Here is a 17,057-nt window from a genome sequence, read left to right as displayed (position 1 = left end):
GCGTTCCGATGAAGTGGTTGACCGGCAAGGCCAAGGCACCGGCTGACGGGCTGGCGCGCGTGCAGTCGTGGATGGCGGTGTTCTTCGGCGAGGCCCACGTCACCCGCCCGACCGACGAGGCGGCGCTGGTCGATGCGCTGGGCACCCGGCCCTACAGCTGCATCGGCCAGTCGCACAGCTACAACGGCATCCAGGTCATCCCCGGCATCACCGCCTTCCACATGGGCGAGGCGCGCTTCGATCACCTCACCTACGACCCCGCGACCGGCACCGCGACCTGCGGCCCCTCGGTCAAGGTGCTGACCCTCAAGCAGGCGCTGGTGAAGCACGGGCGGCGGATGCTCAACAGCGGCAACTACATGGAGCAGACCGTGATCGGCGCGCTCAGCGGGGGGACGCATGGCTATGGCCCCGAACCCGTGATCGCGCAGGCCGTCACCGCGCTGACCTTCCTCGACGGCTACGGGCAGAAGGTCACGCTGACGCCGACCGACCCGGACTTCCCCTATGCCGCGCTGTCCTTCGGCACCATCGGCCCGATCCTCAGCGTCACGCTTCGCACCGCGCCCGTCGCCTCTTACCAGTCAGACGCCTGGGTCACGCGCCTCTCGAAGAAGGCGGCGCTGGCGAAGGGCGCGATGGCGGTGTCGACGGCGATTGTGCCCTACAGCGACCCGAAGGACCCGCTGATCATGCTCCACACCCTGCGCCCGGCGAGCAAGGGCAAGGGGCCGCGCAAGACCACCGCGCCGCTGCTCTCGCTCGCGGGGCTGACCGAGTTCCTGCTGCGCCGCCTGTGGGCCTTCGACCGCCTGTTCCCGTCCCTGCGCTACCGGCTCCAGCGCGCCGCCAACCGGATCAACCCGCGCACCCACCGCCGCGTCATCACCGCGCCCGATGATCTCGATTACCTCTATGATCCCGAGCCCCTGCTCAAGACCCAACGCGCGCCCGACCTCCTCACCGGCTTCTTCGCCACCACCTTCACCGCCTACAACCTCGCCTTCTTCGTGCCGCTTCATCGCAGCGACGAGGTGGTGCGTTTCCTCATGCTTGAGGCCGAAAGGCTGCGCCCGCTGGGCTTCGTGCTCAAGAGCCTGATCGGGGTGCGCGAGCTGCCCGAGAAAAGCGACCTGCCCTTCGCGGGCAATTTCGCCGGGCCGGTGGCGGCCATCGACCTGTTCGCCGACGTGCGCGACTATGCCTGGCTCGAGAGGCTGCAACGCGCGGTGACGAGCTATTTCCCCGGCGTGCGCCCGCATTGGGGCAAGAGCGCGATCGTCGAGGATTTCGCGGGATCGCTGGGCCAGCAACACATCGCCGCGCTGCGCGCGCTGCATCTGAAGCACTATCCGCCCGGCACCCTCACCCCCAACGAGGCGGTGCGCAAGCTGTTCGACCTTGGCGCGCCCGCCGCACAAAGCGCCATCGCCAAGGCGACCGCCTGAGGCACGGCAGGATATTGGCAAAAACCCGCGTCGCCGGGGGCACAAGGGGCGGCTTTCCTACTCGGGCTAGACCTGTCAGCTTGCCCGGAAATGACCCGCCGCAGCCGCCTCTTTTCACACCGCAATCCGCCGATTGCAGGCGCGCGCAAGGTGGAGACTTTTTCGGCCTTGGACAGTGTCTCATGTGTCTCCAACACACAGCTGCTGGCGCGTGCCGAAGCGGCCTGCGACTCACCCGATGCGGTGCTCGCCCCGGATCCACCGCGAGTCCTTGAGGGGTGCGGAGGACCGCCGCGCCTGTGGCCACGACAGTCCGCTCCAACGCCTCACCCGATGCGGTGCTCGCCCCGGATCCACCGCACCGTCCCGCTCGAAGCCCGCATCACCACGCTCTCGGTGGTGAGGATGGTCTCGCCGGTCGGCTTGCGGCGGCGCTTGACGCCCGCCAGCAGCGAGCCGTCGGTCACGCCGGTCGCGGCGAAGATGCAGTCGCCCTTGGCGAGGTCCTCGAGCTTGTAGATGCGGGTGAGGTCCTCGATCCCCCACTTGCGCGCCCGGGCCTTCTCGTCCTCGTTGCGGAACACGAGGCGGCCGTTGAACTGCCCGCCGACGCAGCGCAGCGCCGCGGCCGCGAGCACGCCCTCGGGCGCGCCGCCCTGGCCCATGTACATGTCGACCGTCGTGTCGGGATCGGTCACCGCGATCACCCCCGCCACGTCGCCGTCACCGATCAGCACCACCCCGCAGCCCAGCGCGCGCAGCTCGGCGATGAGCTCGGCATGACGCGGACGGTCGAGCACGCAGACGTTGATGTCGGACGGCTTGACGCCCTTGGCATTGGCCACCGCGCAGACGTTCTCGGTCGCCGACTTGGCGAGGTCGATGATGCCCTCGGGATAGCCCGGGCCGACCGCGAGCTTGTCCATGTAGGTGTCGGGCGCGTTGAGCAGGCAGCCCTCCTCCGCCGCCGCCAGCACCGCGAGCGCGTTGGGCCCGGCCTTGGCGGTGATGGTGGTGCCTTCGAGCGGGTCCAGTGCGATGTCGATCTTGGGGCCCTTGCCCATGCCGACCTTCTCGCCGATGAACAGCATCGGGGCCTCGTCCCGCTCGCCCTCGCCGATCACCACGGTGCCGTCGATGTAGAGGTTGTCGAAGGCCTTGCGCATCGCCGCGACCGCCGCCGCATCCGCCGCCTTCTCGTCGCCGCGGCCGACCAGCTGCGCAGCGGCAATCGCCGCCTGCTCGGTCACGCGCACCATCTCGAGCACCAGCACGCGCTGGATCGCGTTCTCGCTGGCAGGTTGCGGGGCGGCGGCAAGCTGGGTATCGGTCGGGGAGTTCATGTGCAATTCAGCCCTTCTTCGCTCTGGATACGGCCCGGCCACGGGATGCCCTGCGGCGCTTAAGCGGATGGAGACGGGTTTGTCGAGCAATGGAAGGCCAGTCCTGCCCGGTTTTCGCCTCCTCCTGCCCGCATTGGCCGCGCTGGTGACTGCGCCTTTGGCGGCGCAGGATGACGGCTCTGCGACTCCAGCTCCGGCCGGGGATGCGCCCGCCGCGGTGACCACGGCGCCCGCGGGCGTGCCGCCGCGGGTCAACCTCACGGTCTCGGTCCCGCGCGACGAGCCGAGCCAGGCGGACCTGCGCGAATGCCGCGATGACGAGGAAGCCGCGGCCATCAACGGCGAGATCGTGGTGTGCCGGGTGCGCGACCGGAGCGGCGATGCGCTCACCGGTGACCGCGCGACGACGCAGAAGCGCTATGCGCAGGAGACCGCCTTCAAGGGCGCCCCGCCGCCGCCCGACCTGTTCGGCATCCCGGACAACGGCAAGGGCATCGGCTTCGGCAAGCCCCCGCCGGTGGCGATCACGGTCGACTTCAACGCGCTGCCCAAGGCGCCCGCAGGCTCCGACGCGGATCGCATCGCGCAGGGCCTCCCCCCGCTCGGGCAGAACGAGGAGCTGACCGAGGAGCAGGAGCGCGCACGGCGCGAGGCGGAGGGGATCAAGACCGCGGTGCCGCCGCGGCCGAGGAAGAGGAAGGGCGGCTAGGGAGGGCAGGGCCGTGCTCGTCTCCCTCCTCGTCGCCGCGCTCGCCGCTCAGGTCGCCACCGAGCCGCAGGTGCGGATCGGGCCGCAGGTACCGCCGCAGCCGACCTTGCAGCTGCCCTCGATACCCGCCTCGAACAAGCCCGCCAAACCCGCCGAGCCCGAGCGCCCGCGCATCCCGATCGACCTCGGCCCCGACGCACCGACCACCGCCGAACCGCCGCAGCAGATCGACATCCTCGTGCCCCCGCAGGTGTCCGAGGCCGCCGATGCGGTCGAGCTCAAGCAATGCGCCGAGGACACCGAGCGCGGCGTCGTCTCGGGCGAGATCGTGGTGTGCCGCGAGCTGCCCGCCGACACCTCGCAGCTCTACAGCGGCAGCCGCGAGGCGTGGATGAAGGACTATGCCGAGCGGACCATGAATGCGGGCACCCTGCCCCCGCCCGACGTGGCCGGGCCGGGCATCTTCCGCGGGCCTGCGACCATCAGCGGGCTGTGCTTCATCCCGCCCTGCCCCAAGGATGCGGCGCTGATCGTCGACGTCGAAGCGATCCCGCCCCCGCCGGAAGGCTCGGACGCCGAGCGCGTGGCGCAAGGCCTCGCCCCGGTGCAGGGTGACGACGCGCCGCTCTCGGAGGAGGACCGCCGGAGGGTGGAGGCCGAGCTGGGCCTGCCCGAGGCTCCGAAGCCCGATGGCTGAGCGTCAGCGCGGCAGGATCGGCAGCACCAGCGGCTCGCCCGCGAGGCTGTCCGAGCCGTCGAGCAGCGCCAACGCCTTGGCGACGCAGCGCTCGGGGCCCTCGTGGGTGACCATCGCCACCATCACCTCGCCCCCGCCGTTGGAGCGGCCCTGCTGGATCAGGCTCTCGATCGAGACGTCGCCGTCACGCATCGCCGCGGTGATCTCGGCGAGCACGCCCGGGCGGTCCTTGACCATGAACCTCAGATAGGTGCGCTCGGTGCGGTCACCGGGCTCGGCAGGCGGCATGGCGGCAAGCTGGGCCGAGGGGATCGAGAAAGGCGCGCCCACCTCGTCGCGGGCGATGTCGATAAGGTCGGCGGCGACCGCGCTGGCAGTCGGCCCGTCGCCGGCGCCCGCGCCCTGGAACAGCAGGCGGCCGGAGAAGTTGCCCTCGGCCACGACCGCGTTGGTCGGGCCATCCACGGCGCTCAGCGGGTGGCCCTTGGCGACGAGGCACGGCCGGACGCGCTGGAGCAGGCGGGGGCCCTGCGGGGTCTCCTCCACGTCAGCCTCGCCGATCAGGCGGATCACGAAGCCCAGCGCATCGGCCTGCGCGATGTCGGCGGCGCGCACCCGGGTGATGCCTGAGATGCGCACGCCCGCGAAGTCCACCCGCGTGCCGAAGCCGATGCTCGCAAGGATCGCGAGCTTATGCGCGGCGTCCACGCCCTCGATGTCGAAGGCGGGATCGGCCTCGGCGAAGCCCAATCGCTGCGCCTCGGCCAGCACGTCGGCAAAGTCGGCGCCGGTCGCCTCCATCTCGGAGAGGATGTAGTTGCAGGTGCCGTTGAGGATGCCATACACCTTGGTCAGGGCGTTGGCGGAAGTGCCCTCGCGCAGCCCCTTGATGACCGGGATCCCGCCCGCGACGGCCGCCTCGAACTTGAGCGCGGCGTTATTGCCCTCGGCCAGTTCGGCCAGTTCCAGCCCGTGGTGCGCGATCATCGCCTTGTTGGCGGTGACGAGCCCCTTGCCTGCGGATAGCGCCGCGCGGCTGAGGGCGAGCGCGGGGCCGTCCGAACCGCCGACCAGCTCGACCACCACGTCGACATCCGCGCGCCGGGCGAGCGCGGTCATGTCGTCTTCCCAGGCGAAACGGGCGATGTCGACCCCGCGATCCTTGCCGCGGTCGCGCGCAGCCACCGCGACGACCTCGATCGGACGACCAGCGCGCGCGGCGATCAGCGCGGCGTTGGTGTCGAGCAGGCGGATCACGCCCGCGCCCACGGTGCCGAGCCCGGCGATGGCGATGCGCAGCGGTGCAATAGTGGTCAAGCGGCCCTCCGTCGGAAACTGAGGAGCGCGCTTAACCGTGCAGGCGGTGCGGTCAAGCGGGCAAAGACCCGATCAGCCCTGCGTAATGCGCCGCTCGCACGGCCCCAGCGCCTGCCTGACGAAGGCATAGTCGCCCGCCGCCAGCCGCCGCTCGTCCGCCTCGCGCGCGAGGTTGGCGTTGCTCGGCAGCTGCGGCGGGAGCGCGCAGGCGAGGCGATACCAGCGCAGGGTCTCCGGCGCAGGCGGGCGCGCGGCCGAATCGATGATCTCGCCCCACGAGACGCCCCACTGCACCCGCTGGCCCGGGCGCCGCAGCACGGTGATCGAGACCGGCGAGCGATTCTCGGTTGCGAGGAAAATCTGCGTCTCCGATTCGCCCGTCAAGGTGCCCAGCACCGCCAGCGCATCGCTCACCCCGGTGATGCGCGGGGCGGCGTCGGCCGCATAAAGCTCGGTCAGGATCGGACGCAGCCGCGCCTCGAGCGCCGGGGTGTAATCGAGCTGCGCGGCGGGCCCGATCAGCTGGAGCGCGCCCGGCTTGCCCGGCACCCCGCGCGCAAACACCACGACTTCGCGCTTCTTCATCTTGGGCACCTTGCCCTTGGCATCGAGCGGCACGTCGACGACATAGGTCACCGCCGCCCCCACACCGCTGCGCCCGGCGATCAGCGCGAGGGTGTTCGCCTCGACATAGAGCCGCGCGAATCCCGCTGCGAGGCCCGGCGCGCGGTCGGCTTTCAGGGCGGTTGCCTTGCGAATCTGCACCCGCAGCACCAGTTCCGCAGCGTCCGAAAGCGTCGCAAGATCGGCATATGTCGGGCCGGAGACCGCCCCCGCAGGCTGTGCGACGCTGCCGCCGCCAACCGTTTGAGCGGCCGCTACACAAGGCATCCCTGCAAGGCCCGAGAGCGCCGCACCTGCCATGGCCAGAGTCTTGAAAAAAGACATTAATCTTCCCTTTACCTTTGGGCGTGTCGTGCCCCCCGCAACACCTAGGTGCTTCCGCATATTAGCAGGGTCTGTTGCACATGACTCGCAGTGAATCCGTGCTGAACCGCAAAAGCGTTTGATCGGCTAGGGGTTGCCCGTTAAAGCCCGAGAGACTGAAGGCGCGGGACTGGGGACATTGCCGCGCGGACAGTGTGAGGTTGCGTGCGGGAACCGTTTGTTGTCCCGCACGTGCCAGCCGGAGAAAGATCGGGCTTCGCGCAATGCACGGGCCCGCAATTTTTGTTCCGGCGTGGGAGGACCGAAATGACCGGGATCCGCTCGCCGACCTTAACGGCCGGGGGGTGGGGAGTGTGCCGATCCGTGCGATCGGCGAGTATTTGGAGAGAAAGCGCTGGATGTCCTACGCTAGCCAACAACAGGCCGGGAACAAGACGACGTCGATCATCATCGTCGTCCTGATCCACGTCGCGATCGGGTACCTGCTCGTGACCGGCCTGGCCATCAACGCCGTCAAGGAGGTGGTCGAACGTGTGACCACCGTCAACGTCGAGGAGCCGCCGCCGCCGCCGCCGCCGCCGGATGAACCGCCGCCGCCGGAGCAGCAGCAGGACACCTCGCCGCCGCCGCCTGTGGCGCCGCCGCCGCCTTTCGCCATCGCGCAGAATCCGCCTGACGTCAGAACCGTTCAGGACCCGCCGCCGCCGGCACCCACGCAGGTGCGGCCGTCGGTTCAGCCCAGCGCGCCTCCGGGACCGCCGCCGGCACCCAAGGGCCCGTCCAAGGCCCGCGGCGTCCAGCCCAAGAACCAGCGCTCGTGGTCGGCCCGAATCCAGGAAGACTATCCGCGTCGCGCAGCCCAGGAAGAAATCGAAGGCACCGTCGGCGTGCGCTGCACCGTGACCACCGATGGCCGTGCCACCGGTTGCTCGGTGACCTCGTCGAGCGGCTCCGACATCCTCGATGGCGCAGCCACCAAGGCGGTCGAGCGCTATGCCCGCTTCGATCCGGCGCTCAACGACGATGGCGTGCCCATCAACGCCAGCTGGTCGACCCGGATTACCTACAAGCTGAACTGATCAATCGGGCCGGCGCAAACGCGCCGCTCCCACACGACCCATTATTTTCAAGAGGACTTTCGCAATGAACCTTTTCCTTCTCGCCGCCGGCGGTGCCGCCGCCCCCGAAAGCAAGTTCGGCTTCTACGAAGCGATGGTCGAAGGCGGCCCCGTCGCCTGGTCGATCCTCACCATCATGGTCATCATGTCGGTCGGCTCGTTCTACATCCTGTTCACCAAGCTGTTCGAGCAGAACAAGGTGCTCAAGCAGTACAAGACCGTGCAGAGCAGCTTCTGGCGCGCCGCCAGCCTCAAGGAAGGCGCCACCAAGCTCGAGAAGGACGGCCCGTGGCGCCAGCTCGCCGATGACGCGGTCAAGGCCCAGGAAGACCACGGCAAGATGACCGACGCCCTCGAATCGCATGACTACATGCACGGTTCGCTCCAGCGTTCGGAAGATTCGATCAACGCCGTGCTCAACGGCGGCCTCGCCTTCCTCGCGACCGTCGGTGCGACCGCGCCGTTCGTCGGTCTGCTCGGCACCGTGATCGGGATCTACCGCGCGCTGATCAACATCGGCATCGCCGGCAACGCCTCGATCGACAAGGTCGCCGGCCCGGTCGGTGAAGCGCTGATCATGACCGCGATCGGTCTGCTCGTCGCTGTGCCTGCGGTGTTCGCGTTCAACTGGCTCCAGGGCCGCAACCGCAAGATCGCGGCGCTGCTGAGCACCTTCTCGAACGACCTGCTCGCCTACATGAACTCGAACGGCGCAGTGAAGCCGGCGGTGACCGCCGCGGCTCCGGCGGCCAAGCCCGCTGCCAAGCCGGCTGCCCCCGCCAACCCGACGCTCAACAAGTCCTGATCGTCAGAGCTGCGAACCTGCGGGAGAAGGCTCCGGCCATGATCCCGCAGGTGCCTCGCACGCCGCCCCAAAGCGGCGCTGCGGGGCAGGCAGTAGAAGCCAAAGTATTGACAGGCTAGGAATTCACAATGGCGATTTCAACGGGAGGTGGGGCCGATACCCCGATGTCCGACATCAACACCACGCCGCTGGTGGACGTGATGCTGGTGCTCCTGATCATCTTCCTCATCGCGGTTCCGGTGGCGATCCAGACGATCGAGAAGCTCAAGATTCCGGTGTTCGAATCGCTGGAATCGAAGGACAAGGTCGAGAACCTGCTGCTCACCGTCAGCGCGACCGACGATGCCGGCCGCAGCGCCGGGGAGCCGGGCTACGCGGGCGCATCGCGCAACGGGCAGTGCCGGATCTACTTCAACAACATCACGCTGGTCGATTCGACCGAGCTCAAGGACCAGGCGTTCAAGCGGCTCGACGCGATCATCCAGCGCGCGGGCGGGGCCGAGGCCCTGATGGAAGACCCGGAAAAGATCCCGCAGGTCCACATCCGCGGCGACGTCGAAGCCCCGTGGCGCTGCGTGGCTGGTGCCATCTACCAGGTCCAGCTGGCCGGCTATCCGGTCGTCGGGTTCATCTCGAATCCGGTCGAACCGGGCGTCTGACAGCAACCGCCAATTTTCTAAGGAGAACACACCATGGGTATGTCTGGAGGCAAGCTTGACGGCGAGCCGATGATGGACATGAACATGACTCCGCTGATCGACGTTCTGCTCGTTCTGCTGATCATGTTCATCATCACCATCCCGGTGGCCACGCACTCGGTCGACATCGACCTGCCGCAGCCCAACAACAACCCCCCGCCGCTGGTCGAGCCGACCAAGAACAAGCTCGTCCTCACGCCCGCCGACCAGATCCTGTGGAACGGCACGCCGATCGACCAGGGCCAGCTCGTCGCGGCGCTGCAGCAGTCGACGCAGATGAACCCCGAGCCCGAGCTCCAGTTCGAGCCCGAGGCGCAGGCGAGCTACGACCTGTCGGCCAAGGTGCTGCAGACGATCAAGTCGTCGGGCGTCACCAAGTTCGGCTTCGTCGGCAACGACAAGTATCGCGAATTCGGCAAGTGATCCGCCCACGCCTCAGGGCGTGACGCGAACACCGGCAAGAAAGGGGCGCTGCGAGCAATCGCGGCGCCCTTTTTCGTGCCCGCAGGCCGATCGGTTGCAGGCCCCATACCGGTACGCGTTAGGCAACCTCTTCTTTTTGCGATATTCTCCTGCTGTCAGCGCGGCGTCGATCCCGCCCGGGGCCGCTCTGCCAAACGAGGAGAGAGCCATGCCGCATACCCTGAAGCGCCCCAGTCTCACCGTCCCCCGCCCTCAGCCGATGTCGTCGATGAACGTCACCCCCTTCATCGATGTGCTGCTCGTGCTGCTGATCATGCTGATCCTCGCGATCCCGATGGCAGCGAACATCACGCCAGTAGATCTGCCGTCCGATGGCCAGCCCAAGCATCCCGTGCTGGAGACGAACATCCTCACCATCGACGCCGCCGACCGCCTCGCGTGGAACGGCCATGTCGTCACCACGAGCGAGTTGCGCGCCCAGCTCGCCGCTGCGAGCGACCTGCCCGTCCAGCCCGTGCTGCGCTTCGAACCCGATGCGCAGGCGAGCTACGACAAATCCGCCCGCACCCTCGCCCTGATCCGCGAGGAGGGAGCTGACAGCTTCATCTTCTCGGGCAACGAGAAGTATCGGGACTTCCCCTGAGCGCCTGCCGGAGGGGACGGATCAGTCCCCCTCCGGCGGCGCGTCGGGCCGCATCGCGGCGGCAATCAGGCCCTCGGCTTCGAGCAGCAGTTCGTCGTCCACCGCCCCCTGCGGCACCGCCTCGCGGCCGATCATGGTCATCACCGGCACCGCGAGCGGGGAGACGCGGTCCAGCTCGACATGGACCAGCTCGCGCTCGGAGCGCTCCAGCAGGTCGGCGAGGCGGCCCACATCCGTCATCCGCGACCGCGCGTCGGCCCAGGCGGCCTCGATCAGCACGTGATCGGGCTCGTATTTTCTGAGCACGTCGTAGATCAGGTCGGTCGAGAAGGTGACCTGCTTGCCGGTCTTCTTCTGCCCCGGGTGCTGGCGCTCGACGAGGCCGGAGATCACCGCGACCTCGCGGAAGGCGCGACGCAGGAGGTGGCTTTCGGTGACCCATTCGACGAATTCGCCGGTGAGGATATCGGGCGAGAGCAAGGGCGCGGGGTCGGTGACGGGCTTCAGCCCCCACACCGCAAGGCAATAGTCATTCGCCACGAAGCCGCCGGGGAGCAACCCACGATCCTCCATCCGCCGGGTGATCAGCATCCCCAGCGACTGGTTCGCGTTCCAGCCCTCGAAGGTGTAATAGGCGGTGTAGTGCTTGCCGCCGTGGGGAAAGCTCTCGACCAGCAGTTCGCCCGGCGCGGGCAGGCGCGAGCGGTAGTCCTGCATCTCAAGCCATTCGCGCACATCGTCGGGAAAGCGCCCCCAGCCCGCGCGGTCGGAGAGCAGCGCCTGCACGCGGGTGGAGAGGTGCGTCGTCAGGGGCAGGCGAAGGCCGCCATAGCTCGGGATCGTAGCGGACTTCTTCGCGGCGCGGACGGTGACGTCCATGTCCTTTACGCCCTCGACCTCGAGGCTCATGCCGGCGAAGAAGAAGGTGTCGCCGGGCGAGAGCTGCGCGGCGAAACGCTCCTCGACCTTGCCGAGGCTGCGGCCGTTCTTGAACCTGACCGTCAGCATCTCGCTGTCAACGATGATGCCCGCATTCATCCGGTGCCGCTGCGCCTGATTGGGGTGGGCGAGCCGCCACACCCCGTCACGCCCGCGCACGATCCGCTGGAAGCGGTCATAGGCGCGCAGGGCATAGCCGCCGTTGGAGACGAACCCCAGCACCCTCTGGAAGGTCTCGGCGTCGACCCAGCTATAGGCGAGCGCGCTCCGCACCTCGGCCAGCAGCGCATCCTCGTGGAATGGCCCCGCGCACGCGCAGGCCATCAAGTGCTGGGCGAGCACGTCGAGGCTGCCCGGGCGGAAGGCCTCGCCATCGCGCTGGCCCTCGTCGACCGCCTCCTTGGCGGCCATGGCTTCGAGAAATTCGAAGCGGTTGCCCGGCACCAGCACCGCGCGGCTCGGCACATCGAGCCTATGCCCTGCGCGCCCGATGCGTTGCAGCAGTCGCGAGGAGCCCTTGGGCGCTCCCATCTGCACCACAAGATCGATGTCGCCCCAGTCGATCCCGAGATCGAGGCTGGCGGTGCACACCAGCGCGCGCAAGTCGCCGCGCGCCATCGCCTCCTCGACCTTGCGCCGCGCCTCGGTGCTGAGCGAGCCGTGGTGGATGCCGATGGGCAGGTGATCCTCGTTCGCCTCCCACAGGCACTGGAAGATGAACTCGGCCAGGAAGCGCGTGTTGGTGAAGACCAGTGTGGTGCGATTGGCCTTGATCGCCGCGTAGAGCTGCGGGACGGCCCAGCGCCCGGCGTGCCCGCCCCATGGGACGCGTTCCTCCTGCGGGAGCAGGATCTCGACCTCGGGCTCCGCGCCCTCCTCGCCCAGCACCAGCGCGGCGGCGGCGATTTCGCCGTCCTCACCGGATTGGGGCGCGAGCCATTCCTGAAAGTCGCGGGGGTTCGCCAAGGTGGCTGACAGCGCCACCCGCTGCGCTCCCGGCGCGAGCGCGTGGAGCCGCGCGAGGCTCAGCGCCAGCAGGTCGCCCCGCTTGTCGGTGGCGAAGGCGTGGACCTCGTCGATCACGATGCGCCTGAGCCCCGCGAACAGTTCGGCGCTTTCGGGGTAGGAGAGCAGCAGCGAGAGGCTCTCGGGCGTGGTCAGCAGGATGTGCGGCGGGCGCTCGCGCTGGCGCTTCTTGCGGTCGGCGGGCGTGTCGCCGCTGCGCGTCTCCACGCGGATGGGCAGGCCGATTTCCTCGATCGGGGTGAGCAGGTTGCGCTTCACGTCCTGCGCCAGCGCCTTCAATGGCGAGACGTAGAGGGTGTGGAGGCCGTCAGGCGGCAGCGCATCGCCCGCAAAGTCGCACAAGGTCGGCAGAAACCCCGCCAGCGTCTTGCCCGCGCCCGTGTCGGCCACCAGCAGAGCGTGCTCCCTCGCGCGGGCCTTCTCCAGCATCTCCCACTGGTGCCGCCGCACCCGCCAGCCGCGCGCGTCGAACCACGCGGCGATGGCGGGAGGGAGGGTCGGGGGCGCGGGGGTCACCCTCGCCATGTGGCCCGCGCCGGTGCCCCGCGCAAGGCCGCGAAGGCTCAGATCACGGGGTCTTCGCCCTCGCCTTCGCTTTCCTCGGTGACGTCGGGCACCAGTGCGTCGAGTTCGCGCTCGGACTTGCCGATCAGCCGCGCGGCGCGGCGGCGTTCGGCGGCGCTCAGCTGCGAGAAGTCGCGGCTGCCTCCGAACTCGGCCTCGATTGCGGCGAATTCCTCGGTAATCTCGGGCACGAGCTTCGCGGTCGCCGGCCCCAGCGCCTCCATGAAGCCCATGATCTGCGGATCATATTGGACGAGGAAGCTCTGCGCCGCGAACTTGGCGCCGAGCGGGGTGGCGAAGAAGGCCAGCAGCTCGCGCATCTCAGCCTCGTCGAAACGGTGCGCGAAGGCGCGGGCGAGGCCCTCGCGATAGGATGGCTCGATCGCGGTCATCAGCTTGCCCATCAGCCCGGTGAAGGCCTTCGACGTGCGCTCGGTGCGCGCGGCATATTGCGGATCGAAGATGTCGAGCGCCTCCTGCGCGTCCTCGTCGGAGAGGCGTTCGAGTTCTTCCGCCTCGACCCCGCTGATCTCGGCAAGGCGCACGCGCGGGCTGCTCTCGGGATCGCCGAGCATCGCGTCCATCATCGGCCCCGTCATCCCGTCCATCGCGGTGCGGAAGCTACCCTCGGGCATGACGTGCCCCGCCATCTGCGTGGCGAGCGGGAGCAGGGCCTCCTGCTCGGGGGTGAGCGGATCGGCCTTGAACAGCTCGCCGAAGATCGCGAAGGCTTCGGCCAGTTCCTGCTCGAGCTGCTGCTGCGCCTCTTCATCCTCGGTGAGGAACTGGAACTCCTCCTTGCGATTGTCGGCGTCGGCGGTCTTTTCTGCTTCGGGGTGCTCCTGTGCGGCAAGCGGCGGCGCGGCAAAGCCAAGCGCGGCGAGGCTCGCGGCAAGGCCAAGGATATTCTTGCGAATCATGGTGATGCTCCCCGGGAAAGGCCGCCATTGTGCCGCACAGAGGGCCGCCGAGAAAGCCCCCCCGCTAAAGCGCGCGCAGCAAATCGATCGAGACCCGTCCGGGCTCGGCCAGGACCACCTCGGCCAGCGTCAGGCTGACGAGGCAGCGCTTGGGATGTTCGGGGCTCTTGAGCGCGAGGGTCAGCTCGTCGATGTCGAGCCCGCTCTTCTTCAGCATCTTGTCGATCGCCCAGCCGGGAATGCTGAAGGTGGTGGCGGGCTTGGTGATGCGATTGCCCAGCAGCTTGGCATCGAGCAGCCGCCGCAGCAGCTCCTGCTCGCGCGCGGTCTCGGCCTTGCCGAGCGCCAGCGGGAGCGAGCGGAAATCGCCCGCCATCACGTTCTTGCACTGCGCCGGGTTGTCGAGCGCGGCGCGCAGCCAGATGCGCTTAAGTTCGCCCAGCGCAACCAGCTCCTCGAACTTGGCGGCATCGCCTGCCTGCACTGCCCTATTGCGAACAAACGCAAGGAGACCGCCGTTCACCTTGCTATACCTGATATTGAGCGAAAGCTGGTCCGCAAACACCGGATCGATTTCGCGAACGCCGACCATGTCCGTACCGGGGCCGAACACTTGGGCGACTTGCGCGTCGGTCTCGGCAGCGGTGGGCTCAAGCAATTGGGAAGGGGGCGGCGGAACATTGTCGGCTGGAGTGTCGCCCCCCACCCCGCTCAGCGCCCCGATCGCCCGGATCAGCGCGAAGAACAGCACCACGAACAGCACCGCCCCGGCAAAGCCGCGGCCCGCGTTCGACACGCCCTCGGCGCTCGCCGCGCCCGCGCCTTCCCACGAGGCGACGCGCTCGGGATCGAAGTAGCTCTCCAGCTCGGGATAGCGTTCGCGCATCCCGACGAGCAGCTTGTGGACATCGAGCCGGTTGACGCGCAGCCGGTCGAGCACCCCGGCGCGGCCCGGCCGCGACAGCTCGACCCACGCCTTGTGGAGCGGGTGTTCGGGCTGCTGCACCTTGTCATGGAACCGCATCCCCTTGATGCGCTGGTTGAGGAAGCGCAGCGCAGCGCGTTCCTCGAGCACACCGGCTTCATCGAGCCAGCCGAAGGCGACGTTGGCGGGCTCGACGAAGGGCGCCGAACGCGGCCAGGTGCGCGCAAAGAGATCGGCGAGCGCGCCGTCCAATGCCTCGTGCTCCTCGAGATCGGCTTCCTCGGCGCGGGCAAGCAGAACATCGAGCGCGGCGAGCCCGATCTCGAACTCGCTGTGGGTGACGGCGTTGTCGCTCGGCTGGCCGCCGGGATAGAGGATCTGGAGCAGCTGCTCCCACGCCGCCTGCGCGCGCTGCTGGGCCTCGGTGAGCTGGGGCTCGGGCGCGCGCATTTCGCCGGGGGTGAAGGCGGGGGCGATGTCCCACCCGCCCCCATCGGCATCCTCGCCCCAGTCGGACCCGCCCCAATCGGGGTCGCCATCATCATCGCCGTCGAGCGCGCCGAGGCCGTAGAGTTCACCCTCGTCCTCATCCTCGTCCCCGGTATCGTCGTCCCCGGCCGCCTCCCGCTCGGCCAGCCACACCGCCTCCCTGAGGGCCTGATCGCGCGCGCGGCGCAGGTCGGCGAAGCCGGCGATGTCCTCGTCCGGATTGATCGAGCGCAGCACGTCGGCATAGGCCTTGCGGATCGCGGCCTTGTCGCTGGTCGGGTCGATCCCGAGACGGCTCCAGGGAAAGGCGCGGCGGATCATCGGCAAGCGGTCACAGCGGGGATTGCGTGTCGATCTCGTCGAGCAGCCGGGTCAGCCCTTCGCGCGCATCGGCGATGATGCGCGGGTCCTGCTTGTCGAGCGCGCCCTGGAACTCGGTCAGCCCCTGCCCGATGATGTCGCGCATAGGGCCGGTGAAGCCTTCATAGGCCCGCTCGGCGCGCGCCAGCAGGGCGACGTTCTCGGCCTCGTCGCGCGGGTGGACCTTCAGCTTTTCCAACCGCTTGCGGCTTTCGGCGATGTCCTTCTTGCTGCGCCGGTCATCCTCGTCGACGATCACCAGATTGCGCGTGAGGCCCGTCAGCGGCACGTTGACATCGACATCGAGCAGCCCGCTGGTGTCGTAGGTGAAGCGCACCTCCACCCCCACCTCGCCCGCAGGCTTGGGGGGGACGGGAACGGTCAGCTCGCCGAGCTTGACGTTCTTCTTCACGTCGCGCGCCTCGCCCTGATAGATCGCGAAGGTCACCTGTCGCTGGTTGTCGCCAAGCGTGACGAAGCGCTCCATCCGGCTGACCGGCACGGGCGTGTTGCGCTCGATGATCGGCGCGAAGATGTCGTCGTGGAAGCGCCCATGCGCGTCGCGGGTCGCGGTGCTGACGCCGAGCGTGAAGGGCGCGACGTCGGTGATGCGGATTTCCTCTAGGCCGTCGCCGCCCGACAAAAGCCCGGCCTGGATCGCCGCGCCCAGCGCCACGGCGTGATCGGGGTGGACGGTCGAATTGGGGAAGCGCCCGAACATCCGGGTCAGCGCCTTCCTCACCACCGGCATCCGGGTCGCCCCGCCGACCAGCACGATGTCGGACAGGCTCTTCACATCGATATGGCTGTCGCGCAGCGCCCGGATGACCGGCTCGCGCAGGCGCTTGAGCAGGCCGCTTGCCGCCTCCTCGAAACCCTCGGCGGTGACGCGCGCGGTGAGCGGAGTGTCGTCCGCGACCACGGTGAAATCGGCTTCCTCCGAGGTGGTGAGCGCGCGGCGGGTGCGTTCGGCCGCAAGGCTGAGCAGCGCGCGGCGGCGGTCTGCGGGCAGGCGCGCGAGCGCATCGGCAGGCAGCAGCGGCTCGACCAACCTGACCAGCACCTCGTCGAAATCATCGCCGCCCAGCCGGTTGTCCCCCGCCGAAGCGCGCACCTCGACGATGCCTTCGAACATCTCGACGATCGAGACGTCGAAGGTGCCCCCGCCGAGGTCGAAGACGAGGAACGGCTCGCGGTCGCCCTTGTCGGCGAGGCCAAAGGCGAGCGCGGCGGCGGTCGGCTCGTTGATCAAGCGGCGCACTTCGAGCCCCGCGATCTCCCCCGCGCGGCGCGTGGCGCGGCGCTGGCGTTCGTTGAAATAGGCCGGAACCGTGATGACCGCCTCGGTCGGCCGCGTGCCGGTCGCGGCCTCGACATCGTCGGCAAGGCTGCGCAGCACCATCGCCGAGAGGTCCTCGGGCGTCAGCGTCGTGCCTGCCAGCGTGACGGTAGAGGCCGTGCCCATCATCCGCTTGAAGCTGGTGACGGTGTCGGCCGGGTTGGTCGCCATCCGGTCGAGCGCGGCCTGCCCCACCCAGGTCTCCCCGCCCTTGGCGAGGCTGACCGCCGAAGGGGTCAGCTCGCGCCCCAGGGCATTGGGCACAAGCTGCGGCGCGCCATCGCGCCACAGTGCGACGGCACTGTTGGTGGTGCCAAGATCGATCCCGACGAGCATGCCTGCCGTC

At 68.8% G+C, this 17,057-nt stretch carries 15 protein-coding genes; 8 read left to right on the top strand and 7 right to left on the bottom strand.

The annotated features are described in order from the left end of the window. Positions 1–8: 8 nt before the first annotated feature. Entirely contained in the window at positions 9–1,448 is a 1,440-nt protein-coding gene (locus PFX90_RS12220; protein ID WP_285712763.1) for an FAD-binding protein, read from the top strand. A 326-nt stretch (positions 1,449–1,774) separates the two neighbouring features. On the opposite strand, the gene glpX is transcribed toward PFX90_RS12220, so the two are convergent. Further along, positions 1,775–2,791, bottom strand: coding sequence for a class II fructose-bisphosphatase (glpX, locus tag PFX90_RS12215; protein WP_285712761.1), 1,017 nt, complete (start codon positions 2,789–2,791; stop codon positions 1,775–1,777). Between the two features lie 145 nt (positions 2,792–2,936). On the opposite strand from glpX, the gene PFX90_RS12210 reads away from it, so the two are divergent. Next, complete coding sequence (locus tag PFX90_RS12210) at positions 2,937–3,500, top strand: hypothetical protein (RefSeq protein ID WP_285712759.1); 564 nt, start codon at positions 2,937–2,939, stop codon at positions 3,498–3,500. 13 nt (positions 3,501–3,513) lie between these two features. Then, positions 3,514–4,197, top strand: coding sequence for a hypothetical protein (locus PFX90_RS12205; RefSeq protein ID WP_285712758.1), 684 nt, complete (start codon positions 3,514–3,516; stop codon positions 4,195–4,197). A 3-nt stretch (positions 4,198–4,200) separates the two neighbouring features. Here the strand turns inward: PFX90_RS12205 and PFX90_RS12200 are convergent, their stop codons facing one another. Together PFX90_RS12200 and PFX90_RS12195 are read right to left on the bottom strand one after the other, a co-directional pair. Then, entirely contained in the window at positions 4,201–5,514 is a 1,314-nt protein-coding gene (locus tag PFX90_RS12200; protein WP_285712757.1) for a homoserine dehydrogenase, read from the bottom strand. A gap of 72 nt (positions 5,515–5,586) precedes the next feature. Further along, positions 5,587–6,462: a hypothetical protein gene (locus PFX90_RS12195; RefSeq protein ID WP_285712756.1), complete on the bottom strand. Its 876-nt coding sequence runs from the start codon at positions 6,460–6,462 to the stop codon at positions 5,587–5,589. 263 nt (positions 6,463–6,725) lie between these two features. Here PFX90_RS12195 and PFX90_RS12190 point away from each other — a divergent pair, with 263 nt between their 5' ends. The 5 genes from PFX90_RS12190 (at position 6,726) to PFX90_RS12170 (ending at position 10,149) form a co-directional block, all read left to right on the top strand. Then, a complete protein-coding gene (locus PFX90_RS12190; RefSeq protein WP_336426495.1) occupies positions 6,726–7,541 on the top strand; it encodes an energy transducer TonB in 816 nt (271 codons plus the stop codon). A gap of 64 nt (positions 7,542–7,605) precedes the next feature. Next, the gene (locus tag PFX90_RS12185) at positions 7,606–8,385 is read left to right on the top strand and encodes a MotA/TolQ/ExbB proton channel family protein (protein WP_285712755.1); all 780 of its coding nucleotides are present in this window, start codon (positions 7,606–7,608) and stop codon (positions 8,383–8,385) included. A gap of 128 nt (positions 8,386–8,513) precedes the next feature. Continuing rightward, complete coding sequence (locus tag PFX90_RS12180) at positions 8,514–9,044, top strand: ExbD/TolR family protein (protein WP_285712754.1); 531 nt, start codon at positions 8,514–8,516, stop codon at positions 9,042–9,044. Between the two features lie 33 nt (positions 9,045–9,077). Further along, complete coding sequence (locus PFX90_RS12175; protein WP_285712753.1) at positions 9,078–9,506, top strand: ExbD/TolR family protein; 429 nt, start codon at positions 9,078–9,080, stop codon at positions 9,504–9,506. A 208-nt stretch (positions 9,507–9,714) separates the two neighbouring features. Beyond that, positions 9,715–10,149 carry an ExbD/TolR family protein gene (locus PFX90_RS12170; protein ID WP_285712752.1) on the top strand — a complete coding sequence of 145 codons (435 nt, stop codon included), beginning with the start codon at positions 9,715–9,717 and terminating at the stop codon, positions 10,147–10,149. 21 nt (positions 10,150–10,170) lie between these two features. Here PFX90_RS12170 and PFX90_RS12165 read toward each other — a convergent pair whose 3' ends face one another. The 4 genes from PFX90_RS12165 to PFX90_RS12150 all read right to left on the bottom strand — a co-directional run bounded on the left by PFX90_RS12165 (position 10,171) and on the right by PFX90_RS12150 (position 17,047). Beyond that, positions 10,171–12,639: a ligase-associated DNA damage response DEXH box helicase gene (locus PFX90_RS12165; protein WP_285712750.1), complete on the bottom strand. Its 2,469-nt coding sequence runs from the start codon at positions 12,637–12,639 to the stop codon at positions 10,171–10,173. A gap of 38 nt (positions 12,640–12,677) precedes the next feature. Then, positions 12,678–13,598: a DUF2059 domain-containing protein gene (locus PFX90_RS12160; protein ID WP_285712749.1), complete on the bottom strand. Its 921-nt coding sequence runs from the start codon at positions 13,596–13,598 to the stop codon at positions 12,678–12,680. 64 nt (positions 13,599–13,662) lie between these two features. Further along, positions 13,663–15,333, bottom strand: coding sequence for a hypothetical protein (locus PFX90_RS12155; protein WP_285712748.1), 1,671 nt, complete (start codon positions 15,331–15,333; stop codon positions 13,663–13,665). A 10-nt stretch (positions 15,334–15,343) separates the two neighbouring features. After that, positions 15,344–17,047 (bottom strand): Hsp70 family protein, encoded by a 1,704-nt coding sequence (locus PFX90_RS12150; RefSeq protein ID WP_285712747.1) that lies wholly within the window; start codon positions 17,045–17,047, stop codon positions 15,344–15,346. Between the last annotated feature and the right edge of the window lie 10 nt (positions 17,048–17,057).

It is taken from the genome of Erythrobacter oryzae (assembly GCF_030271515.1).
Classification (GTDB): Bacteria; Pseudomonadota; Alphaproteobacteria; order Sphingomonadales; family Sphingomonadaceae; genus Erythrobacter; species Erythrobacter oryzae.
The sequence above is the reverse complement of the archived record's forward strand: the minus strand, read 5'-3'. Positions and strand labels throughout refer to the sequence as shown.

Coding starts and splice junctions, on each gene's coding strand:
- PFX90_RS12155 (WP_285712748.1), bottom strand. CDS start 15,333: ATGATCCGCCGCGCCTTTCCCTGGAGCCGTCTCGGGATCGACCCGACC.
- PFX90_RS12185 (WP_285712755.1), top strand. CDS start 7,606: ATGAACCTTTTCCTTCTCGCCGCCGGCGGTGCCGCCGCCCCCGAAAGC.
- PFX90_RS12195 (WP_285712756.1), bottom strand. CDS start 6,462: ATGTCTTTTTTCAAGACTCTGGCCATGGCAGGTGCGGCGCTCTCGGGC.
- PFX90_RS12170 (WP_285712752.1), top strand. CDS start 9,715: ATGCCGCATACCCTGAAGCGCCCCAGTCTCACCGTCCCCCGCCCTCAG.
- PFX90_RS12220 (WP_285712763.1), top strand. CDS start 9: ATGAAGTGGTTGACCGGCAAGGCCAAGGCACCGGCTGACGGGCTGGCG.
- PFX90_RS12190 (WP_336426495.1), top strand. CDS start 6,726: ATGCACGGGCCCGCAATTTTTGTTCCGGCGTGGGAGGACCGAAATGAC.
- PFX90_RS12160 (WP_285712749.1), bottom strand. CDS start 13,598: ATGATTCGCAAGAATATCCTTGGCCTTGCCGCGAGCCTCGCCGCGCTT.
- PFX90_RS12165 (WP_285712750.1), bottom strand. CDS start 12,639: ATGGCGAGGGTGACCCCCGCGCCCCCGACCCTCCCTCCCGCCATCGCC.
- PFX90_RS12175 (WP_285712753.1), top strand. CDS start 9,078: ATGGGTATGTCTGGAGGCAAGCTTGACGGCGAGCCGATGATGGACATG.
- PFX90_RS12180 (WP_285712754.1), top strand. CDS start 8,514: ATGGCGATTTCAACGGGAGGTGGGGCCGATACCCCGATGTCCGACATC.
- glpX (WP_285712761.1), bottom strand. CDS start 2,791: ATGAACTCCCCGACCGATACCCAGCTTGCCGCCGCCCCGCAACCTGCC.
- PFX90_RS12150 (WP_285712747.1), bottom strand. CDS start 17,047: ATGCTCGTCGGGATCGATCTTGGCACCACCAACAGTGCCGTCGCACTG.